We start from the raw sequence: 22664 nt of genomic DNA, 5'->3' as shown, positions 1-22664 counted from the left end.
CTTAATTATTGGCACGTGAAATGTAAGTACCATCATCCGTGTTAATCGTCAGTACATCGCCAGTGTTGATGAAAAACGGCACTTGAACGACTAGTCCGGTTTCCATGGTGGCTGGTTTTGAACCGCCGCTGCTGGTATTACCGCGAATGCCTGGCTCGGTTTCCTTAACCGTTAAGTCAACGGTTTTCGGCAACTCAATACCCAGGGTTTCATTGCCGTGCATGATAATTTTAACATTCATGTTTTCTTTTAAATAATTCAACTGGTCGCGAATCTCATCGCCAGGAAGTGTCAGTTGATCGTAAGTATCGGTGTCCATGAAGACGTAATTATCGCCATCGGCATAAAGGTACTGCATGTTTTTACTGTCGATCTGCGCTTTTTCAACCTTTTCAGTTGATCGGAACGTTTTTTCCTGTACCGCACCCGTGCGCAGGTTCTTCAAGGTTGAGCGAACAAATGCCGAACCCTTGCCTGGCTTAACGTGTTGAAATTCAACGATTCGCCATAGGTCACCGTCGACTTCAATCGTCAAACCATTCTTAAAATCATTAACAGATATCATGAACTTCCTCCATACATTCAGTTGTAAGCTAAATCTATTCTAGCAAGCGGTGAAGATGCTTGCAACAGCCATGCCACGTAGACAGCCTCACAGTACCAGTAATTCAGCTGGTGCCGGTTGACTAAGACTTTGATTGCCGTCTGCAGTCACGACCAAATCGTCTTCAATTCGGACACCGCCAAGATCCGGAACATAGATGCCGGGTTCATCGGTCACGACATTGCCTTTTGCGGCTGGCACATCGAGATAAGGACCCCAGGCGCCAGGGCCTTCATGAATCGACAGACCAATGCCATGTCCGGTTCCATGGCCAAAATATTGACCATAGCCGGCGTCATTGATTGTGTGATGCGCTAAGTCATTAATCGTTCGTCCCATCACACCAGGCTTCAAAGCTTGCTGGACTTTCTGATTCGTCGCATAAACAATTTGGTAAATCGTCTTAAGCTTGGCATCCGGTTCCCCGACTGCAAATGTCCGCGTCAAATCGGACATGTAGCCGTGATAGATGCATCCCCAATCGAGGGTCACAATATCCCCTTTGGCAATCTTCTTTTCCGTTGCGGAACCATGTGGCATTGCCGAACGCGTACTGGAAGCTACGATTGTTTCAAACGAGACATTGCTGGCACCAAGTTGCCGCATGAAAAAGTCCAAATCATTGGCGATATCAATTTCCAGCATGCCAGGTTTGATCGTATCAAGAACATGCTGATAACCTTTTTCGGCAATGGCAACCGCCTTTTTGATCAAGGCCAGTTCCTCATCGTCTTTGACTTCGCGCTGTGTTTCAACAAAGTCACGGGTTGGCACCAGTGTTCCTTGTGTTAAAAGATCAAAGGCTTCATAATCGGCATAATTCAGGTGAACGGCTTCAAAACCAATGCGGGTCAACTGCAATTGGTTGGCTAAATCACCAGCCGTTTTAAACAACCCATCCTGATGCAACACCAGCTTGGCATTATGTACCTGCTGCTTAAACTGCTCGGTAAACCGGGAATCCGTTATAAAATAAGCTTTCTCCGGCGTCACCAGCAAGGCGCTTTCTTCACCGGTAAAACCTGTCAAATAAGTAACGTTGGTGGCATCGGTAACAAAAAAGCCATCTAATTTCTTGTCCAGAATCCGCGCCTGCAATGCTGTCATTCGATCCATCCAAACCACTCCTTATTGACGTCATTTTAAAATTCTGAAAAAAAGACGCCCCGATTACCGGGACGTCATCAATATTTATTCAGCAGCTGCTGCCGGATAAACTGAAACCTTCTTCTTGTCACGGCCGAAGCGTTCAAACTTGACAACGCCATCAGCAGTCGCAAACAAGGTATCGTCGCCGCCGCGGCCAACGTTTTCACCAGGATGGATCTTGGTACCGCGCTGGCGATACAAGATGTTGCCTGCCTTAACGAACTGACCATCGGCACGCTTGCTACCCAAACGCCGGCCTGCAGAATTACGGCCGTTAGATGTTGAACCGCCACCTTTATGGTGAGAGAAGAATTGCAGATTCATCTTTAACATAACGTACACCTCCGAGAATTAATTTTGTTTTAATTGTTTTGTCGTAATCAAAATGCGATCAGGATATTGATCTTGGATGCTTTGTAGTTCAAGCAATAAATTTTCCAACAAAATCTGACTAATGTGCAGTTGTTCGCCAGTGATTGCCGACTTGAGCGTCATTTGCAGATGTCCGCCATGGACCTCATCCGCATCGACGTCGGGCTTAAATCCCGCCAACGCTTCGACGCCATTGACAGCACCGATACTCACGGCTGAAACCGCAGCACAGACGATATCCTTGCCGGTTTTACCGGCATCGGCATGGCCACTCAGTTCGAAACTGACGATATCGCCATGCTCATCGCGATGAAAAATTGCCTTGATCATAAACTGACCTCTTATGCGTTAATCGCGTCGATAACGACTTTCGTGTATGGTTGACGATGGCCCTTCTTTTGATGAGAGTGCTTCTTAGGCTTGTACTTGTAAGTAACAACCTTTTTCTCGCGCCCTTGTTTTTCGACCTTGCCAGTCACGGTTGCGCCGGCTACAGTTGGCGTGCCAATCTTGGCATCACCTTCACCAGCAACCATGATTACTTCGTCAAAAGTAACTTGCTTGCCTTCTTCGGCATCAAGTTTTTCAACATAGATGGCTTCACCGACTTCAGCTTTATACTGCTTGCCGCCTGTTTTGATAATTGCGTACACTGTGTGCACCTCCTGTTTTGCCTCTCGGCTTTTCCCCTGAAGACTCGCCAAGTTAGGTGCTTTCGCTTAAAACCTAACGATGTGCGGTTGCATAGGAGGGGTGCCAAATACAACGGATTAATATTACCAGACAGCAGGCCAAGTTGCAAGCACATCGCCGATAATAGCCGCTCTTTTTGGATGGTGCAAGTTCGGCCAACCATTTTTCAACTTGGATTGGCTGCAATTAAATAGTCATATCAGCGTCAAATTTAAGGCTGCCACTTCCAAAAATCGACTTATTGTGGCAAGTGCTGCTGACGGTAAAGCCAAACGCCAATGATGACCGCGGGCATATAAAGCGCATAAATCAAGGTAAAGAAAGTCAACCAGCCACCAAACGCTGCATTAATGAGTAATAAGGCTATGTATAAAATGCCGTCAACGATCCAATTGATCGGTTTTCTGAGTTGGGTGGTTACCGTTATCAGCAATGCGGCGGTAACCAGTAAAATGAAGATGTTCAGCAAAATGATGATAAGTGCCACCCCCTGGATGGAATTATAGCCAAGCCAACCAGTTTCAACAAGGAAACGTTTTAATCGGCGACTTCGAGCCAAAAAAGGCCCAGAAAAAATCTGAGCCTGCCCCTGCCAAGGAACCTAATATAGCATAAAAAGTCTCCATGGCACTAGTCCCTTGGCAAAAAAGAAAGCCGCCGGTATGAAGTCATACACCGGCAGCAAGACATTATTTCTTCAATTGTTGCAACGCTTTTTCAATTGTCTCGCCCTTACCAATGTGCTTAGCATTGTGCGGATCAATCGCGATAAATTCTTGCGTCTTCATGTTCAACTGGATTCGATATCCCATCAGAATCCCTCCATTCTTAAAAAATGTGAATGGCCTTCGGTAGCGATTGAGTGTATGTTACTCACTTATTGTTAGGAAGTCAAGAGCGTGAGCAGGAGCGCTTAGAAATCGGAGTGTAAGTGGCCTCAAGCCTAAATGGCTGGGCTTTGGCCATTTAGGCTTGAGGTCCTTACACGGAGATTTCTGCGACTGCGAACGCGTTTCAAAGCCGGATTGCCTAACTACGAGTGCTTTAAAGCTCCCAACGCGCAAACACCCACACCCTTAAACACCTTTTGCCAACCCTCACAAAGTTCAAGTTCCTCAACATTCCGTTGACGCCTACCCGCGCTTCTCGTATACTTAATAACGATTTGTACCAGTAGCTCAGCTGGATAGAGCAACGGTCTTCTAAACCGTTTGTCCCGGGTTCAAATCCCGGCTGGTACACTTAAAGCAAACATTTTGTCCTCAAAAAGCCCGATGTTTCGGGCTTTTTGTGTTACCAAGTTTACCTAAATCCTGTCCTTAAATAGCTTCTGTGCCAGTAGCAACTTCCCTGGAGGCCTCATTTTTTAATTGCAACCGGTGATCAACCATTTCGTAAATCTTTACGCCATATGCTTGCGCCAAGGCTTCCTTATAATGATGCGCGACTTCAATGACCGTTGCGGGTAACGTGTAGATGATGCGATGAATTTTATCAGCATTGACCTGATCAAGGCTTGAAGAAATCTCATCAAGCAAAAAGATAGGACTCTTGCGCAACAATCCACGCGCAATCGCAATGCGCTGCGCTTGTCCACCTGATAAGTTACTGCCGTTATCAACAATTTTGAAATCAAGCACATGCTCCCCTAATTCCTGATCAAGCCCTACCAGACGCAAAACCGCCAAAACCGCGACATCATCGTAGGCCTGATATAACGTGATATTATCCCGCAATGTACCATTAAACAACCAGACATTTTGCGACACCAAAACAAAATCACCAGCATGCAGCGGCTGACCGGCAAAACGAATCGCACCCTGAGATGCCACTTGACCGGTGATGGCTTTTAGAAGGGTTGTTTTACCTATTCCAGAAAGACCGGTCACAATGACTTTGCTACCCGGTTTAAGGCGGATATTGACGTCACTCAAAATTAAATGCTGATCGCGCACAACGGTTAGATCGCTGATGTCAAGCTCCCCTTTTAACGCTTCCGGCTTTGACTCGCTATCATCAACCTTAGGTAGTTCAAATTGACCAGCCACAGGCAGCACGCGCAGCTGACTTGTGCTAACAATTTGACTTTGCGATTTGCTCAAACTGCGAGCGCCGCCGACAACAGAATCTGCCGTCATTGTCAGTGTCAAAATGACGCTGGTCGTCACACCAAACAATCCTTTGGCCATCAAGAGGAGGCCGATAAAAAGTGGCAGCAAAAACGCCGCAATGGCAAATAGCCAAGACACATATTGGAATAAATATTGGAAGTTATTCATTCGCTCATAGTCGCGTTCTTCTTGGCTCAGGTGCTGCTTAAATCGGGTGAAAAAGACCGGCCAGGCTTTAAAGTTAAAAATTTCCATTCGGCCTTGAAAAATATCTTTCATACTCAAAACCAAACTGGCATTGGTATTAGCCCAAACGTCCGACTTTTTGGCCAGGATTTTTCTACCAAAGTGACTCGGAAGCAACGACAGTGCAGAAAATAACACGTAGACCAAACTTAACACGACATTGGTTTTTAGGATAAAAATCACTGAAATAATCAAGCCAATCACTTGTTGCAACATACCGATAAGCTCGACAAAATAGGCCTGTTCAATTTGTTTCGCCACGCCGGTCACGTCATTGATCGTGTCAGAAACCTCCGTGGCGTTAGTTCCTGCGTGCGCGACTGAGGCGGTGAAATACACTGATTTAAGTGCCTGATTCAACACCCGAACAGCGCGTTGTTGGGCGCGCAAAAACAGATAGAGTGATGTGTAGGTGACGAGGTAGGCAACTGCAGCTAACGACACAAAACGCACCACAGCGGCAAGATTGCTGAAGTCAATATTGACTAGCTGACCGAAAACCACCCCATTTAAAATCGGCTCTAAGGTGCTTGTCAGGCTCAGTAACAATAGCACGATCACCAAAGTTAACGGCAACTGTCGAATAACCCAACGTATATTGATCTGGCGTTCCTGATGATCCATCCACTTCACGTCCTTTTCCCGCAACGGCGCAAACTTATGACGATGTTGTCCTCAACCGTGGATGCTATTTTTAAAGTCGAAATGGCAATGTTAAGGTGCTCTTCGCCAAATCGACGTGATAATGCGTGGTTTTTGTCGGTCGGATCGTTTGCGCCATATCGGCACCATGGATGATCAAGGCAAGCTGCCGGCCGGTCGGTAAGTGATAGTGCGTCGGTTGCAGATCCAGACTCACGTGAAAAAACTGGCCCGGTGTGATTTGCTGCACTTCGTAGGCGTTTTTAGGATTTTGTAAATTAATATGACCTAACGTTATCAGTTTACTTGGGGTTGGCTTAGCGGCCGGCTTGAATTCGACAATATCGGTTGTTTTAAAATCAAAGCCTAACTGTAAATCATTGGCCGCAACAGTGGCTGCGGTTTCGCCAAAACGCTTGGCCTCGCCGAGATCCACGAGCCGAACACTAAGAATGCCGGTCGGTGCATCAACTGCCAACGTCAGCTCAAGATGTGGAATGCCTTCCAGGATTTGATCACGCTCAAGCACTGGCTGGGTCAACCACAACCGGCTGTTAGCGTAAGCACTATTAGGGGTAATGATGGCCTTTTCGAAACTGGCGCTGGTGTCATGTTGCGCCGCAAACGTTGCCGTGGCATGATCGGTAAACTGATCGGTAGCTGCTTCAAAGTCATTCTTCAGGTTGACCTCAGTTGTCACATGTTCCGCTTCCGGATTAGCAAAATCGGTATAGGCTGACCAGGTCTGCGGAGTCACGTTATCTTGCACAATAACATTCGGCAAAACATCTGCAACATCATTGGCTACCCCTAACAGCTCATGTGTCAACCACAAGTTCATCATGTCCAAAAAGTCCAACGAGCGAACATTGTGAACATAAACATGTTGTCCTTGATGTAAAATCAGTTTCTTTTGAATCGGCAAATCTGAGATTGCCTGCCAGAAGCGAATCGCGTTTTTAGGTTTCACATTCCAGTCATTGAGCCCGTGAATCAACACCACGTCGGCTTTGACGTTGGCAACATTTTTGCGGTAATTACGCGCATCCCACCACGCAGTATAGGCACCCGTCGTCCGATCCTGATCACGGGTAATCGCAGCAAGATGCCGCTCCCAAGCTGACTTGATGCGAATCATATCGCCGCTGGATTTCTGCCGGGAAAACGTATCAACTGCCAAAACATCAGCGTCTTCACCTTGAAAGCCGCCGGGCGCCACGACCAAACCATTTTCGCGGTAATAATCATACCAGCTAGAAATGCCGGCATCGGCAATGATGGTTTTCAACCCCTCAACGCCGGTCGTCGCCGCAGCAATGGCTAACGTAGCTAAGTAGGACTTACCGGTCATCGCAACTTTGCCGGTTGACCACCAAGCCTTAATGGCAACGCCAGCAGTACGGTTCGTGAACGCCCGGCGCTTACCGGTCAGCCATTCGACGACCGCCACCGCGCCAGCAGTCTCTTCCGGCCCGCCAATGGTCCGAAAGCCGTCTGAATACCGCGTTCCGACCCCTGCTGAGTAAACCACAGCAAACCCGCGCGCAAGAAAATAATCATTGAACGCATACATACTATTTTCTTCGGCATAGGCCTCTGCTTCTGTCGCCTCACCAGTAACGACCCGTTTCGGTAAGTCTTCGGTTTGAATCGGTGTAGTCGTTACTTCCGCCTTCGAGGCCCCATGTGACTTGACTGCCAAAACCGTTTCCGGAACATGCGTCGCAGCCGTCACATCATTGGTCCCATGAAAATAAGGATTGGCGGTAAATAGAACCGGAACCTTCAATCCTTGCTCGGTGGCTTTCGGTCGATAAATGGTTGCTTCTAAAAGATCGCGCTGCCCATCGTGGTCCGAATCGACATCAGACTCGATCCATACTACCTCGCGAATGGTTTGGCGGGCATCGAAAACCTGTTGCACTTTACCATTAAACAATAAAGGTTTCGGTTGGGTTGACGACGACTGAAAATCCTTGAAAAAGCCACGATTGGCTAAATCATCGAGAAAGTTGACTAAATGTTTGGTTCGCGTCGTCAGCAATAAATAGCTAGCCTTAAGCAGATCCCTAGTATCAAGCAGATCGTGATCAACACTTGGCAGCTCTGTAGCCGCCATAAAAGCCAACGGATCACTCAGGTCAAAGTCGGTAAAGGCTTCGAACCCCAGCAGTTGCAAAGCTACATTATAAAAGTCGCGCCGGGTCATCTGCGTGGGCCCCGATGCCAACCATTCAGCCAGATTCTGTCGCGAATTAACTGCAATCTGAGCAAATTTATCTTGTTTTGCAGCGAGCTGATATGCCTCTGGGAAAAAGGCCGCGTACATGGCCGCAGCCGTATCTGCAAAGTCACCTTTAGGATCTGCCGGCAAGCCGATGCGAGCAAGTTCCGTTAATTGTTGGCTAAATTCAGGGGTTAATCGAGCGAATTGGTTTAATTTCATGAGCAGTGCCGTCCTTTATGAGAGAAATGTGATAAATTCAGTGTAGCCATCTCATTTAGCGTTTTCAACTATTAACCCGCATAAACGCACCTACGATGGCGGTGAGTTTTTCGTAAGCACCGTTAACGCAAAAAGACTTCAGACGCCATCACGCCTGAAGTCTTTTTAAATTACTGAATGCTTGACTGTTTTTACCAGTTAGTCAAGGAAAAGGTTAACAACAGCTTTTGGGTGGCTGGAATTAATACAATTCCAGGTATTGTTGCCGTTCCCATTCGGAAACCTGCTGGCGGTATGCGGACCATTCGAGGTTCTTCGAATCCATAAAGCTTTGATACAAATGTTCACCCAGGGCAGCCTTGACCACGTCATCAGCCGCCAATGCCTTCAACGCATTGTGCAAGGTTGATGGGAGGTCTTGAATATGATTTGCTTTGCGTTCGTCGTCTTGCATCCGATAAATGTTACGATCTACCGCTTCTTCCGGCTTCAACTGGTTCTTGACGCCATCAAGGCCGGCCTGAAGGATTGCGGCAATGGCTAAGTAAGGATTGGCAGTCGGATCAACCGAGCGTAACTCCAAGCGGGTTGATAATCCCCGTGACTGCGGTACCCGAATCAGTGGTGAGCGGTTTTTGCCGGACCAAGCCACATAAACCGGGGCTTCAAATCCTGGCACCAGTCGTTTGTAGGAGTTGACGGTTGGGTTGTTAACCGCGGTCAGCGCATAAGCATGGCGCAAAACCCCGGCAAGGAAATGCATCGCCGTTTCACTCAACTGATCGTCGGTATTTGGATCATAGAAGGCATTGCCTTTGTCGTGGAAAAGGCTCATGTTGATGTGCATGCCGCTACCGTTGATGCCGTGAAGTGGTTTTGGCATAAAGGTCGCATACAGGCCGTGTTTGCGGGCAATGGTTTTGACCACAAGTTTAAAGGTTTGAATGTTATCGGCAGCATCAAGTGCATCGGCATATTTGAAGTCAATTTCGTGCTGGCCCGGTGCCACTTCATGGTGGGAAGCTTCGACTTCAAAGCCCATCTTTTCCAACTCAAGGACAATATCACGCCGGCAATTTTCGCCCATATCAAGCGGTGCAAAATCGAAGTAAGAACCATGATCATTCAGCTTCGTTGTCGGATTGCCATTTTCGTCCAGTTTAAACAAGAAGAATTCCGGTTCAGGGCCGATATTGAAAGCTGTGAAGCCGGCTTCTTTCATTTCATTCACGACACGGATCAGATTGTTACGCGGATCGCCGCCAAAAGGTGTGCCGTCTGGACGATGAACCGAGCAGATCAGCCGGGCAATCTTACCGTGATCATTCTCCCACGGGAACAATAGCCAAGTGTTAAGATCCGGATAGAGCAGCATATCGCTTTCTTCGATTCGAACAAAACCGTCAATCGACGAACCATCGAAGGTAATCTTATTATTCAGCACCTTTTCCAACTGGGAAATCGGCACCTCGACGTTCTTAATGATCCCGTTAATGTCGGTAAACATCAGGCGCAAGAATAAGACGTTCTCATCCTTAACTGTCTGGCGAATCTCATCAGCGGTAATTGCTTTTCTTGCCATATACGTGAACTCCTATCTTTAGTGTGATTGTCGGAAGCCGATGGTGGGACCCGGATCCGGGCTTTGATTGAGTCGACTCTGATTCAACAGTTCGTCGCGCAACACTTTGCGAACTTCGGCATCGCTATCCTCGCGATGACGTGGATGCTTCAACCGCTTGACATCAGCCAGCGTAAAACCATCTGCCATCTGACTGCGGATTTCCAGCAGTTCATCAACGTCATTAAGCGAATAAGTTCGGTGATTGCCGGCATTGCGCTCTGGCTTGACCAATCCCTGGGCTTCATAGTAACGAATCTGGCGAGCAGTCAAGTCTGTTAACAACATAACTGTACCAATCGGCAAAACCGATCGCGTTCTCAGATCAGCGATCTCAGCCATAGGCATCCTCCTTTACAACGATGTCAGCTTATCAAACCAGATAAACGGTGTCAACGCAACATGTAAGCTTTTCTGACATTTAACGTAAAAAATGAAAAAATTTTATTTTTACGGTCAACTTGTTATAGACCAATATGTTGAGCCAATTATTCAAAAAGAAGCGCTTTCTACTAAGTCAACTTGCCACGCTTGTCAGTATTATCCAAGCAATCCGAAATCTTACCGCGCCAAATTCTTTCTAGGTATTTTCAACTATGAAACGTATGATAACAGTAACTAGGTTTCTGAAAGGACGTTGTCGTCATGACCTTACATTTACACGTTGGGTACACCCCGACCATGAAATCTGTCAACTTACCTACCGATTGGCTGCCGTTTAATGATTACCCTTTGGCAGCGTTCAATGCAGTGGTGGTGCATGCGGCCGATCAAAATGTCTTTGGCCAACTTGTTGCCAGTGAACTGCCTTTGCCGGTCTTTGTCATTGGCCACCCCCAAAATGATTCAACCGGCCAGCTGGACGTGACTGAAGCACCGCGACTTGATGCTAATTTGCTCACTCAAATCACCGCGGCAGCGACACATTACGAAAAGACCATGATTCCCGCCTTTCTAAATGATCTACTGAATTTTGCACAGGCAAACCCGACAAGTTTTGCCACTCCCGGTCACCACAGCGGCCAGTATGATAGGTTGGCCCCCGCCGGTTATCTACTTTATCAAGCTTATGGGGACACTTTTTTTGCCAGCGATACCAGCGATGTGGTCACTTCACTGGGAGACATGTTGACACATGGCGGCGGCCCGCTGGCAGCTGAACAAGCCACGGCGCGGTTATACCACGCTGATGAAACTTATTTTGTCACCAATGGCACGACTGGCTCCAACAACATTGTAGCCAGTGCGTTGTTGACGCCAGGTGATCTGGTTTTATTTGACCGCAATAATCACAAATCATTTTATAATGCTGCGCTGGTACAAAATGGGGCACGCCCGGTTTACCTTGACACCCTCCGTACCCAACGCGGATTAATCGGTCCACTCGACCTTACTGATATCAGCGCTAACCGGCTACGCCAACTGGTTGCGGCCATTGATCCGCAAAAAGCCAAAGAGCGCCATCCGTTTAGACTGGCCATTCTTGAGCTGGAAACCTTCGACGGTATTGTTCCTAATGTCCGCCAGTTACTTGATCTTTTTGGCCCACTAACGGACTACATTGCCTTTGATGCCGCTTGGGGCGGATACGAGCCCTTCATTCCGGCCATGAAACCAACGGATCCTTTGCAAGTGCCATTGGGTCCGGATGATCCGGGCATCATCGTCACCCAAAGCGTTCACAAGCAACAATCCGGCTTCGGCCAAGCGTCTCAGATTCATAAAAAAGATGCGCACATCAAAGGACAGCCGCGCTATGTCACCCATGAGCAATTCAACCATGCGTACCTAAAACACGTCACCACTAGCTATTCTTACCCACTTTACGCATCGTTGGTCGCTAATACTGCGATCAATCAAGGCCGCCGCGGTCAAAAAATCTGGGCAGACGCTCTTCAGGCAGCGCTCGCTTTCCGTCGCTCGTTAAGTGATTCTCGCCTGTTTTCGGCCTATCAAAATCCGACGTTGACCGCAATTGCCCCGGAAAAGGCAACGACTTCTGCGGAAGCCTGGTCAATGACGCCTAACGCCAAGTGGCATCAGCTCCTGCACTTAAAGCCGAACCAAGCTTATCTTGATCCTGGCAAGGTCACGGTGCTGCTACCGGAAACGGCGACATTTGGCGTTAGCGGCTGGTTGGTCGATCGCTACTTGCTTGATCACGGGATTGTCCCGGAAAAAGCCGATTTGAACAGCTTGCTGTTTTTGGTGACGCCAGGATCTGCCACAACCGACTGGCAGCACCTTCGCCAAGTTTTGCAACAATTCGAAAAAGATTACTTTGCCAACAAAACCGTTACCGAAACATTACCAAAATTAGTGGCTGAAACCGGTGAAGCTTATCTGCATATGACCTTACGCGAACTGGGCCAGAACATGTCCGACTTTTTCCGCGAAGCTAAGTTAGTCCAGCAGCAACAATTACTTTTTACAAACACGAACAACATACCGACTGCCATAACGCCACAAGCAGCCGACCGCTGTTTTGTCCGTGGACAATTTGACACCGTGCCACTGCAGGCTGCGGAAGGCCGAATCGCCGTTGCCGGGGCATTGCCGTATCCTCCTGGCATTTTCGTCGTCGTGCCGGGCGAACGCTGGCGTGCGGTGGCCATTCACTATTTTGAAACGTTATTTGCCGGCATCCGTCGTTTTCCTGGATTCACGCCGGAGATTCAGGGCATTGTGACCGGCTCGGACGGTGAACCTTACGTGCAGGTTGTGGCGGACCATTAACATAGATTTGAAAATTCCGCAGTGGCAATACTAAATCAAAAAAGCGCCAGTGCACTGCCCGTTTGCAGTGACGCTGACGCTTTTTTGCATGCGAATTGTCTACTTAGCTTGATCAAAAAAAGTCGATTGTGCCGCCCCCATGGTTGCCAGTTTGATATGTGCGTAAGTCAAACCACCTTGCAAATAAAGTGTGTATGGCGGACGCAACGGACCATCCCCGGAAAATTCAACCGTTGATCCGGCCACAAATGTCCCGCCGGCCATGATGACCTCGTCTTCATAACCAGCCATTTTCTCCGGAATCGGGGTCACAAAGCTATCAACGGGCGAATTGGCTTGTATTGCCTTGGCAAACTTAACCATATCAGCTTGGTTGCCGAAATTAACCGTTTGAATCAGGTCTGTCCGCGGCGCGTCCCAGGTTGGTGATACATCTAAGCCTAACTTTGCAAATAAGGCCGCTTCAAAGATGGCGCCTTTAATCGCATTACCGGTTGTTTGTGGTGAAATGAAGAAACCTTGATACATATCAGCCAGCGCACCGACAGTCGCCCCCTCGGCACCACCAAGACCAGGCACTGTAAAGCGATAGCTGATGCGCTCAATTAAATCCTTCTTGCCGACAATATACCCACCGGTTTTGGCCATGCCGCCACCAGCATTTTTAAACAGCGATCCGGCCATGACGTCGGCGCCAACTTCAAGTGGTTCGGTTGTTTCGGAAAATTCGCCATAAGCGTTATCGACAAAAATCCAGACATTTGGCAGGACGCTGCGAACAACATTGATCATCGCGGCAATCTGATCAACCGTAAACGAATCGCGCGTTGCATATCCGCGCGAACGCTGAATCGCAACCACTTTGGTTTTAGCGGTCAGCCGTGCCTTAACCGCATCGTTGTCGACTGCCCCATTTGGCAAAAGATCAACATAATCGACGCCAATGCCATATTCTTTAGGACTACCAATGCCGTTGCCAGCAAGTCCCAACACCTCTTGCAACGTATCATACGGCTTTCCCGTAATGTACAAAATCTCATCCCCCGGGCGGACAAGTCCGAGCAACGCAACCCCGATGGCATGGGTGCCGGAGACAAATTGCGGCCGCACGAGCGCGTCTTCACCGCCTAAAACATCAGCATAGATGGCCTCAAGCACATCGCGGCCCTCATCGTTATGGCCATAACCGGTTGATCCGGTTAAATAGCTTTCGGCAACATGGTGTTTCTGAAAGCTCGTTAAAACTTTATCTTGGTTCTCCAAAATTCGTTCATCAATCGCAGCCAATTGTGGTGCGATTTGGGTATCGACTTCCCTGACCATTTTTAATAAGGCGGGATCAAATTTATCTGTCCAACTCATCTTTTTCTCCTTTAACCGGTTGCTCCAGCCATCGCCGCACTAACGCAACCACTGCCTGCTTTTCTTCCGGATGAGCAACCAAATCAAACCAATGTGTCGGCATTTGGTTGCGAAAATAGGTCAGCTGCCGTTTGGCAAAGTGACGTGAATGCTGCTTGATGAGCGCCACACAATCAGCCAAATCAGCCTGACCTTCAAAATATGGAACTAGTTCTTTATAGCCAATGGCCTGCATTGCCTGGGCATCAGGCGGAACGGTTTTTAACAAATTAGCGACTTCTGCTTTCAGTCCCGCAGCCATCATGGCGTCCACCCGGGCATTGATCCGCTCGTATAAAACCGCGCGATCCGTAGTCAAGCCGATAACCAGTGTTTCATAAAGCGGTTGGGGCTGGGGCTGTTCAGAAAACCGTTTGCCAGTCAATTCGATGACTTCCAGCGCGCGAATCACCCGCCGCGTATTGGCAGGTTCAATCTGTTTCGCGGCGATTGGGTCTTGCTGGGCTAATTGAGTCCATAACCACGGCGCACCGTGATCGGCTAATGCCTTTTGCCATCGCTGCCGGACACTTGTTGGAGGCGCTTTGCCACCCAGCGGCAGATTCAGGCGTAAACTATTCAAATAAAAACCGGTCCCGCCAACTAAAATCGGCAGATGATGCCGTTCACTGACCATTGTGATGGCATTTTCGGCGGCTTCTTTAAACTTAGCAACCGTGTAAGGCATCGTTGGCTCAACGATATCCAGTAAATGATGCGGGACGCCAGCCATTTCGTCTGGCATGACTTTGGCGGTACCGATATTCATATGACGATAAATTTGATACGCGTCACCATTGATGACTTCGCCTTGAAGCTGCTGGGCCAAGTAAATGCCAAGATCACTTTTACCCACAGCTGTTGGTCCCACAATTATGACGATACGTTTTGCCGGTTTATCCATTTCATTAAGCTCCATCAATATAGTATAATAAATTTAGTATCACAGATCACCAATCAGGGGGGATTCTCATGAAACATAAATTTGCACGCGGCTTTTTCGTTGGCACGTTGATGACGCTTGGCGCCATTGCCGGCAGTGTTTTCGCCTTCAAGAAAAATTATGTCGAACCTGTTGAAACCAAGGCCGATGAAATCAATGAAAATCGGCGCAAAGCTAATCGCAAACGCTTCTCAGCCCATCAAGGCTAAGCAAATAAGCATCGCTTAACAAAAAAGCAATCGACCAGTGCGATTGCTTTTTTTGCTGCCTATGTACGGCTCAATAATTAGTCGGGCTTTTTTTGATTTTGCCTGACCAGTTATCGTAACCGCCTTTTAACCAGCTGATCTTCTCAAAGCCATTCTTGCGCAAGCGCCGTGCTGCCCGCAACGAAAGGACGCCGGTTTTGTCATAGAGATAGACCGGCAAATCTTTACGCATCTCGCCTAACCGCTCACGCAGCTGCGTATACGGAAGGTCACGCGCACCAAGAATATGGCCTGCTTTGAATTCGTTGCGTTCCCGTAAGTCGATAATCTGGGCTTTGCGCATCGTGTGCTCAAATTCTTCAGGTGAAATTTCGCCACCGATGGCCTTGAATTTCGACTTTTGATAATAGCTCCACAACCAGCTGAAGCCCCAGTAAATTAAAAATAATCCAACAAAGATTAACAGATAAGTTAACACTTACACGACTCTCCTTTTTCCCTTACTTCAGCGCCAAGCTTGCGGCCCCAATGACGCCAGCTGTATTGCCCAGCGTTGCCAACCGCAATCGGGTGGTTTCACGAACATTCGGGAACGTATTTTCTTTGAAATACTTATCGACGCGTTTAAGCAAAAAGTCGCCCGCTGCCGACACACCGCCACCGATGACGATGAATTTCGGATTCAATAAATTACCAACGTTCGCTAAGGCCAAACCAAGATAGAAGCAAACCCGGTCCACAATCATCAAAGCCAGGCGATCGCCGTCCTTTGCCAAATCGAAAACGATTTTGCTAGAAATCTCGTCCCCATCGTCCAGCGTTTGCTTCAACTTTGAGTCGCCGGCAAATTCTTCTGCCATGTCACGAGCAACCCGCACCACGCCGGTCGCACTAGCTACTGTTTCGAGGCAGCCGCGCTTGCCACAGGTACATAGATACCCGTTAACCGGATCGACGGTGACATGTCCTAACTCACCGGCAGAACCGGCAACGCCATGTAACAGCTCGCCATCTGCAATAATGCCGCCACCAACGCCCGTACCAAGCGTCACGAAGGTTACATCCGGGTCATTTTCACCGGCACCTTTCCAGCGCTCGCCCAATGCCGCAACATTGGCGTCATTATCAATGTTGAAAGGAATCTTGGTGCCGGATTCGATCACTTTTTTGGCTTGCTGTAATGTTTTCCAGTTCAAATTGTATGCGCCAATAACGGTGCCAGCTTTGATATCAACAGAACCCGGAGACCCCATGCCGATCCCGGCAAAATCGGCTGGCGACATGTTGTAAAGTTTTAGGTGTTCGTTAATGGACGTCACAATATCCGGCAAAATATGGCTGCCTTCATCCAGAATGTTGGTGTCGATACTCCAACGCTGCTGAATATCGCCTGCTTGGGTTAAAATAGCAAATTTAATGGTTGTCCCGCCTAAGTCAACCCCGATTAATTTTTGATTATTCATTTTGATCATTCCTCCGTTGATCCGAATGCAAAGGTAAATCGTGATTCAAGGGATCTTGCTCTTCTTGTTCATGGGCATGCCGCAAAACAACTTTCGCATTCAGATAAACCTTATCGTCAATCAATTTTGCCTGATGCAAACGGTCTAATTCTAGTGCTGCCAGCTCAATATCCCACACCCGTTTACCGACATGGATAAAGGTGCCAAAGCTCTTTAATAATTGCAAAACATCATAATAAGTTTTCATACGATTCCGCGCTGAATTCCAAATAAAATCAAAGCAACCAGTCCAAAGATCAAGGTGACTGCCGAAGCGACGCGCCGGACAGTCCCCATACGACCAAGTGCCGGGGCTCCCAACATGCCGGCCGCTAAGAAACCGCCTAGCACACCGCCAATGTGTCCATAAATATCAACACCGCTAGAGAAAAGGTTAAATGCCAAGTTCAAGACAACCAACAACAAAAATTGACGCGACAATTGCCGAATGACGGGGTTATCGCGGTAGGTATCCCCCAACATCAAGCAAGCTCCCAACAACCCAAAAATCGCGGTGCTGGCTCCTGCTGCCAACGTGTTGGGACTGAAAGCAAAACTTGCCACGTTGCCGGCAAAACCGGAAATGAAATATAGCAGGAAGAACCGCCAATGACCAAATAAACGTTCTGTCATTTCGCCTAAAAAGTATAACGAAAAGCCATTCATCAAGATGTGCGTTAAGCCAATATGAACAAATACCGGGGTGATCAGGCGCCACCATTGTCCGTATAAAATAAGCGGATTAGCTCGGGCACCATAAGCAATCAGCACTTCAGTATTGGTGCTGCCACCGGAAAGTGTCTCTAGAATGAACACCAAAATCGTGACAGCCAGAATGCCGTTGGTCACATAGGCTGAATTTTGAAAACGTGAGCGCCAATTTGCGTAGTTCATTGAAATCCTTTCTAACTTGACTGTCCAAGCAGCAAGTGCGTGTATAACCGTCGCCAAGCGGCAATCTCGCTAAAAAACAACAGGTGACCCTGTTGTTTTCCCATTGCCACCAGTGCCAATCAATCACTTGACGGCCATGTTCTTGTAGTAGTTTAGCATTTTTTGCACACGCTGCCAACAACGTTAACCATTGATGGACTTTTGATGGATCGAATAGCCCTTATCTTCTTTGATGTCATTCATCTTATAGAAGTCGCTAAACATTTCTTTGGCAATTTGTAACTGATATGGCGTTGTCGTTTCAGCTTTTAAGTTAGGAATAATGACCGCAATCGCAATCTTGGGATTCTTTGCTGGAGCAAAGCCAACAAAACTTTCCGTGATGGTCTCGGTCAACGCCGATCCTTTTGACTCACGGGTAAAGCCTTGCGCCGTCCCGGTTTTCCCAGCGACCCCAGGATTCAAGGAATTCAGCGACGTTGCCGTTGTCCACCCATTCGTACCATGGACAACCTGCCACATCCCCTGCTTCACCAGATCGATTTGTGCTTGGGTATTCTCAATTTTAGACGTTACAGATGGCTGAGTTGTACTTAAAATCGGTCCCTTACTGCCATCGCTCAGTGTCTGACTGATACTGTTGACCAGGTAAGGACGCATGCGGTACCCATTATTGGCAATCGCACTGATGTACTGCAGCATTTGGATCAAGGTGTAGTTATCGTAGTTCCCGTATGCCAAGTCCAACGCCGACCCAACTAGTAAGTTGCCAGAACTGTCATGGGTACTACCTTCCAACCCGGCAATTTCACCAGGCAAATCGATGCCGGTCTTGATTCCTAAGCCGAACTGGTTGAAGTAGCCGCGCATCTTGCTGAAAATGTTGTTGTCTAGTTTTAGATAATTATTCGGCGAGTAAGCGTAATGGCCTTCCTTCATCGCCAGCCACATCATGTAAATGTTACTGGACACTTCCAGCGCTGAAGCAGCATCCAGCGAGCTGAACGTACCGACAGGGTAAACGGATTTTTTAACTGGTGTACCCGGCAAATAAATCGGCGTGTCTGCCTGGGTATTGTGGTCAACCGTAATAACTCCGTCTTGAAGTGCACCGAGAACCGTTGCCCCTTTGACCGCAGACCCGACAACAAAGGCACGATTGATAACCCCAAGCGCATCGTCTTCGACTTTATGGGTCTGCGTATCCTGATGTTGCCCGGCCATGGCCAGAATCCGCCCGGTATTTGGATCCATTGCCACAGCATATGCACCATCCGATAAACTGCCGGCACCGGCCGAGCGAACCGAACTAAAGGTGTCATCCAACGCCTTTTCGACTTTCTTTTGGTATTCCGAATCAATGGTCAGATTCAGATTGGCACCTTGCTGTCCTTTGAATTTAGAAACCGACTGGACAATTTGGTTATTATTGCCGATTTCAACCTGGGTCTGACTCTTTGATCCCTTTAAAACATTCTCGTACGCTTTTTCCAAGTAACTGGTGCCGACACGGTCATTGCGCGCATACCCATTCGCTAAGTATGCGTTCAATTCATCCGCAGGCAGCCCGCTTTTTTCGTTGGAAACGCGGCCGATGATCGAGGTCATCGACTCGCCATTAGGGTATGAACGTTCCCAATCAGTACCAAGGTTAACGCCTGGCATCTGTGTCAGCCGCTCACCGACAACCGCGACTTCGTGGGCAGTGACATTTTGATTTTTCAAATAAACCGTGGATAACTGCGTAGCGCCGTTCATTATTTTATAAAGCCCGGCCGCCTCTTTTTGAATAGGCGTCAACGTCGGCATATGTTGGCGAACATAGGCAACTTGATATTTGTACAATTTATCCGAATCCGCTGACGGCAAATCCTGAATCTTCTTAGGCAGTTTTTTGGTGATTCTTTTTGACACCTTGGTCTGGGCCAGGTAATAGTCAATATAATCACGTTTGGTCAGATTCTCAGCCGGCTTATCAATCAATCTTGCCAGCTGATTGGCAATGTCATACATCTGTTGGGATTTGGTCCCGACACTCTTGGTATAGGTAATCGCATTGTTGGCCTTGTTAGTGACAAGCGCGCGTCCCTTACTGTCATAAATCAATCCACGCGGTACATTGCCGGTGACCGTTGTTTTGTTCGTCCGATCGACTTCGGCAGCCAATCGGGGACCATTTAGAATCTGCAAATAAGCCAGCTGGGCAACCAGTGCCGCTAGCAAAAGAAACGCAATGAAAAACAATAAATTTAAGCGAAACGGAATGTGACTTTTATTTCGTTTCGGCTGCGGTGTACGAATGTACTTCACCCTAAATGCTCCTTTGAAATCTCTATCTTTTAAAGTGTAGCAAAGAACCCGGCAAAACGCTATGTATCTTATGATATGCTTGAAATAACGATGCCGGACGAAAATGAGCCGGAATTAATTTTAATTTAGAAGTTGGTGGGTGCCTGTGCGACGACGATGGTTAAAAAACAATCCGCTGATCCTTAGCTTTTTACTGCCAGGACTGTTAGTCGGTTTTTACTTTGCCATTCGCGGCGTTTTCCCGTTTGGTTCCAGCAGCGTGCTCACGGTTGATCTGGGCCAACAGTATATTGACTTTTTTGCCTATCTTCGCCAAACTCTGCTCGGCCACCCGGGGCAGCTTTTTTATGCCTTTAATAAAGGATTAGGCGGCGACATGTTTGGCGTCTTTGCATATTATTTACTGAGTCCGTTTAATTTGTTGGTAATTCTTTTCCCCGCTGACATGCTGGATGTTGCTGCTTTTTTGATCATGATTCTAAAAATCAGCACGGCCGGATTAACTATGGGATGGTATGCCAAACACCACGGAATTAACGGGCTGATGATTCCCGCTTTTGGATTGGCGTATGCGTTTAGTGGTTGGCTGCTGGCAAACAGTTTCAACTTGATGTGGCTAGATGCAGCGATTTTGCTGCCGCTGATCGTTCAAAGTGCGGAGGCGTTGTTCACCAAAGGCCGGAGCATTGCCTATATCGGCTGGCTGGCGGCTGCCCTTATCATCAACTTTTACACAGGCTATATGATTGCGTTGTTTCTGGTATTATACGCTGCTTATTGGCTCGGTGCCCATGCCAAGTCTTGGCGGCACGCCTGGCGTATCGGATTGCGTTTTACGGGTGCCAGCTTACTGGCCGGCATGTGCAGCGCCGTGGTCCTTCTTCCGACATGGTTTCAGCTTGCCCTGTCCAAAGCAACTTATACGGTCAAAACATTCCAGTGGCGCTTTGAATATGCCCCGGATCGCTTATTGAGCAAGATGGTCCCGGGAAGTTTCAATTTTGATCAAATGCCTTCAGGGTTTCCGAATATTTACATCGGCGCCCTAGGGTTTGTCCTAGCAGCGCTTTTCTTCTTATCCAAACAGCAGTCATGGCGGCAGAAAATTGCGGCTGCCTTGGTGACCGGCTTCTTGCTACTTTCCTGCATGTTCGAGCCGCTGGACTTATTGTGGCATGGTTTTCAATTCCCGGTTTGGTATCCGTACCGGTTTACTTTTGTTTTGTGCTTTTGGTTCTTGAGTTTAGGTATCAACAGCCTAGCAAAAATAGAAACGGGATTGTCGCTTCAAAAGCTCGTCATTTTGCTAATCATATTCGGGCTAATATATGGCGATGTGGCTCTTAACCTGAAACACTTCAGCTTTTTGACTTTCGGTAATCTCGTGTTTGGCATCGGTTCGCTGTTACTGGTGCTTGTGTGGCTCAGTCTCGATCAGCACCGGCCGTTATGGTTTGGCTTTGCCATCGTCTTGGTCGACATGAGCGGCAGCATGATTCTGACACTGAATCAGCTGGCTTACCTCGACCACCGTGATTACCACGATTATACCGCGGCGCTCGTCCAAGGTGCCAACGCCGTTAAGAAAGAAGATCACGGATTCTTTCGCATTGGCAAAACTACAATTCGGACGCGTAACGATCCGATGACTGGCAACTATCGCGGGGCCGACCAATTCAACTCGCTGCTCGAGCCAGCTTTACCGAAGTTCTTTGGGCAAATTGGCCAACCCGAAGACGATGGCTCGGTGGCATACACCAATGGCACGTTAATCACGGATAGTCTGTTGGGGATGAAATACTTTTTAACGCCGACTCATGCGCAGAACTCCCTACCCGATGCCGGACAACGGCCTGATTTAAAATGGTATCGGCAAGTAAACCAAGTTGGCCCCTGGAAAATCCTGCAGTCACCATTCGCTCAACAAATCGGCTTCGCAGCCAGCACCGATTTACTGAAACAGCAGCTTTATAGTGACACGCCTGTTGCCAATCAATCGTTTATTCTCCAGGCCGCCCTGGGAAAAGACACCGATCCTTATTTTAGCGCCTTGCCACTCCCCGAACCGACGCTTTCGGGCGTTCGCCGCACGACATCAAATGGCACGTCGACATTTACTAAGGTTGGCAAGGGCCGCCATACTGTGACCTATCGTTTTAAACCGCAAGCGGGAAAATGCTACGTTCTGACGCTTGGCAGCCATTTTGCCAATCATCTGGTGAACCTCAAACAAAATGGAAACGCTGTGACGCTCCCTGATAGCTTTAACGACACGATCACTGTAAATGTCACGCCTAAAAAGGGTCTCCAGGAGCAAACATTAACTTTTCAGCTCAATAAAAAAGAGGCGTGGTTTGACAATGTCAGCCTGTATCAAGCTGACGTCGGCACTATTCTACGCGATCTCAAACAATTACAAGCAAGCGGTTGGCGGGTTAAACGCGCTACTGACACCACCATTGCAGCTGATGTCACCATTCGTAAACCAAACCAAATGATGCAAACAACGATCCCAACGGCACCAGGCTGGCACGTCCGCGTTAATGGCCGTCCGGTTTCCGTCAAAACCAGTCTTGGCATTTTCATGGCCATTCCGCTTAAGCCCGGGCATTATCGCATCACCATGCGCTACACGCCGCCATTATTGGGCTGGGGCAGCCTGATAACGGTTATCGGCTTACTCCTGACGGCAGGCTGGTGGTATCGCCAAACTCGCAAATAATCGTGAAACGAGCAAAAAGAATCCTTGGGTAATAACAACTAACCCAAGGATTCTTTTTGTGCA

At 48.1% G+C, this 22664-nt stretch carries 21 protein-coding genes, 1 tRNA gene and 1 other annotated feature; of the genes, 4 read left to right on the top strand and 18 right to left on the bottom strand.

The window, feature by feature from the left end; translation table 11 throughout:
- Nucleotide 1: 1 nt before the first annotated feature.
- The 7 genes from efp to GSO_RS18495 all read right to left on the bottom strand — a co-directional run bounded on the left by efp (nucleotide 2) and on the right by GSO_RS18495 (nucleotide 3630).
- On the bottom strand, nucleotides 2-565 hold the full coding sequence (gene efp, locus GSO_RS00945) for an elongation factor P (RefSeq protein WP_010487979.1): 564 nt from the start codon (nucleotides 563-565) through the stop codon (nucleotides 2-4).
- An 87-nt stretch (nucleotides 566-652) separates the two neighbouring features.
- Nucleotides 653-1720 (bottom strand): M24 family metallopeptidase, encoded by a 1068-nt coding sequence (locus GSO_RS00940; protein ID WP_010487978.1) that lies wholly within the window; start codon nucleotides 1718-1720, stop codon nucleotides 653-655.
- A 75-nt stretch (nucleotides 1721-1795) separates the two neighbouring features.
- Nucleotides 1796-2086: a 50S ribosomal protein L27 gene (rpmA, locus tag GSO_RS00935; RefSeq protein ID WP_003564659.1), complete on the bottom strand. Its 291-nt coding sequence runs from the start codon at nucleotides 2084-2086 to the stop codon at nucleotides 1796-1798.
- A gap of 18 nt (nucleotides 2087-2104) precedes the next feature.
- Nucleotides 2105-2455: a ribosomal-processing cysteine protease Prp gene (locus GSO_RS00930; protein WP_010487974.1), complete on the bottom strand. Its 351-nt coding sequence runs from the start codon at nucleotides 2453-2455 to the stop codon at nucleotides 2105-2107.
- An 11-nt stretch (nucleotides 2456-2466) separates the two neighbouring features.
- On the bottom strand, nucleotides 2467-2778 hold the full coding sequence (gene rplU / locus GSO_RS00925) for a 50S ribosomal protein L21 (protein ID WP_005684402.1): 312 nt from the start codon (nucleotides 2776-2778) through the stop codon (nucleotides 2467-2469).
- Between the two features lie 30 nt (nucleotides 2779-2808).
- Nucleotides 2809-2877, bottom strand: a sequence feature (ribosomal protein L21 leader region).
- A 179-nt stretch (nucleotides 2878-3056) separates the two neighbouring features.
- Entirely contained in the window at nucleotides 3057-3251 is a 195-nt protein-coding gene (locus GSO_RS00920; protein ID WP_029345490.1) for a hypothetical protein, read from the bottom strand.
- A 256-nt stretch (nucleotides 3252-3507) separates the two neighbouring features.
- A complete protein-coding gene (locus GSO_RS18495; RefSeq protein ID WP_010487969.1) occupies nucleotides 3508-3630 on the bottom strand; it encodes a hypothetical protein in 123 nt (40 codons plus the stop codon).
- 355 nt (nucleotides 3631-3985) lie between these two features.
- On the opposite strand from GSO_RS18495, the gene GSO_RS00910 reads away from it, so the two are divergent.
- Nucleotides 3986-4059 (top strand) — tRNA-Arg (locus tag GSO_RS00910).
- Between the two features lie 78 nt (nucleotides 4060-4137).
- On the opposite strand, the gene GSO_RS00905 is transcribed toward GSO_RS00910, so the two are convergent.
- From GSO_RS00905 to GSO_RS00890, 4 genes are all read right to left on the bottom strand, one after another.
- Complete coding sequence (locus tag GSO_RS00905; protein WP_010487968.1) at nucleotides 4138-5799, bottom strand: ATP-binding cassette domain-containing protein; 1662 nt, start codon at nucleotides 5797-5799, stop codon at nucleotides 4138-4140.
- 70 nt (nucleotides 5800-5869) lie between these two features.
- Nucleotides 5870-8263: a Xaa-Pro dipeptidyl-peptidase gene (locus GSO_RS00900; protein WP_010487967.1), complete on the bottom strand. Its 2394-nt coding sequence runs from the start codon at nucleotides 8261-8263 to the stop codon at nucleotides 5870-5872.
- 241 nt (nucleotides 8264-8504) lie between these two features.
- Nucleotides 8505-9845 carry a type I glutamate--ammonia ligase gene (gene glnA, locus GSO_RS00895; RefSeq protein ID WP_010487966.1) on the bottom strand — a complete coding sequence of 447 codons (1341 nt, stop codon included), beginning with the start codon at nucleotides 9843-9845 and terminating at the stop codon, nucleotides 8505-8507.
- A gap of 18 nt (nucleotides 9846-9863) precedes the next feature.
- Entirely contained in the window at nucleotides 9864-10226 is a 363-nt protein-coding gene (locus GSO_RS00890; protein WP_010487965.1) for a MerR family transcriptional regulator, read from the bottom strand.
- 303 nt (nucleotides 10227-10529) lie between these two features.
- Between GSO_RS00890 and GSO_RS00885 the strand changes: the two genes are divergently transcribed.
- A complete protein-coding gene (locus GSO_RS00885) occupies nucleotides 10530-12620 on the top strand; it encodes an Orn/Lys/Arg family decarboxylase (protein WP_010487964.1) in 2091 nt (696 codons plus the stop codon).
- 99 nt (nucleotides 12621-12719) lie between these two features.
- On the opposite strand, the gene GSO_RS00880 is transcribed toward GSO_RS00885, so the two are convergent.
- Nucleotides 12720-13982: a methionine gamma-lyase family protein gene (locus tag GSO_RS00880; RefSeq protein WP_010487963.1), complete on the bottom strand. Its 1263-nt coding sequence runs from the start codon at nucleotides 13980-13982 to the stop codon at nucleotides 12720-12722.
- Complete coding sequence (gene miaA, locus GSO_RS00875) at nucleotides 13966-14925, bottom strand: tRNA (adenosine(37)-N6)-dimethylallyltransferase MiaA (RefSeq protein WP_010487961.1); 960 nt, start codon at nucleotides 14923-14925, stop codon at nucleotides 13966-13968. Before miaA ends, GSO_RS00880 begins: the two co-directional genes overlap by 17 nt.
- 68 nt (nucleotides 14926-14993) lie before the next feature.
- On the opposite strand from miaA, the gene GSO_RS00870 reads away from it, so the two are divergent.
- A complete protein-coding gene (locus GSO_RS00870) occupies nucleotides 14994-15173 on the top strand; it encodes a DUF3042 family protein (RefSeq protein ID WP_010487958.1) in 180 nt (59 codons plus the stop codon).
- A gap of 70 nt (nucleotides 15174-15243) precedes the next feature.
- On the opposite strand, the gene GSO_RS00865 is transcribed toward GSO_RS00870, so the two are convergent.
- The 5 genes from GSO_RS00865 to GSO_RS00845 all read right to left on the bottom strand — a co-directional run bounded on the left by GSO_RS00865 (nucleotide 15244) and on the right by GSO_RS00845 (nucleotide 19879).
- Nucleotides 15244-15651 carry a rhodanese-like domain-containing protein gene (locus GSO_RS00865; RefSeq protein WP_010487956.1) on the bottom strand — a complete coding sequence of 136 codons (408 nt, stop codon included), beginning with the start codon at nucleotides 15649-15651 and terminating at the stop codon, nucleotides 15244-15246.
- Nucleotides 15652-15673: 22 nt separating this feature from the next.
- A complete protein-coding gene (locus GSO_RS00860) occupies nucleotides 15674-16636 on the bottom strand; it encodes an ROK family glucokinase (RefSeq protein ID WP_010487954.1) in 963 nt (320 codons plus the stop codon).
- The gene (locus GSO_RS00855; protein WP_010487952.1) at nucleotides 16629-16883 is read right to left on the bottom strand and encodes a YqgQ family protein; all 255 of its coding nucleotides are present in this window, start codon (nucleotides 16881-16883) and stop codon (nucleotides 16629-16631) included. Before GSO_RS00855 ends, GSO_RS00860 begins: the two co-directional genes overlap by 8 nt.
- Nucleotides 16880-17569 carry a rhomboid family intramembrane serine protease gene (locus GSO_RS00850; protein WP_010487950.1) on the bottom strand — a complete coding sequence of 230 codons (690 nt, stop codon included), beginning with the start codon at nucleotides 17567-17569 and terminating at the stop codon, nucleotides 16880-16882. Before GSO_RS00850 ends, GSO_RS00855 begins: the two co-directional genes overlap by 4 nt.
- A 183-nt stretch (nucleotides 17570-17752) precedes the next feature.
- Nucleotides 17753-19879 carry a peptidoglycan D,D-transpeptidase FtsI family protein gene (locus GSO_RS00845; protein ID WP_010487949.1) on the bottom strand — a complete coding sequence of 709 codons (2127 nt, stop codon included), beginning with the start codon at nucleotides 19877-19879 and terminating at the stop codon, nucleotides 17753-17755.
- 145 nt (nucleotides 19880-20024) lie between these two features.
- On the opposite strand from GSO_RS00845, the gene GSO_RS00840 reads away from it, so the two are divergent.
- Nucleotides 20025-22601 (top strand): YfhO family protein, encoded by a 2577-nt coding sequence (locus GSO_RS00840; protein WP_010487947.1) that lies wholly within the window; start codon nucleotides 20025-20027, stop codon nucleotides 22599-22601.
- The last annotated feature ends 63 nt before the right edge of the window (nucleotides 22602-22664 follow it).

This window comes from Lacticaseibacillus zeae DSM 20178 = KCTC 3804 (genome assembly GCF_000260435.1).
In the GTDB taxonomy this organism is placed as follows: domain Bacteria; phylum Bacillota; class Bacilli; order Lactobacillales; family Lactobacillaceae; genus Lacticaseibacillus; species Lacticaseibacillus zeae.
This window is presented reverse-complemented; position numbering and strand designations above follow the sequence as displayed.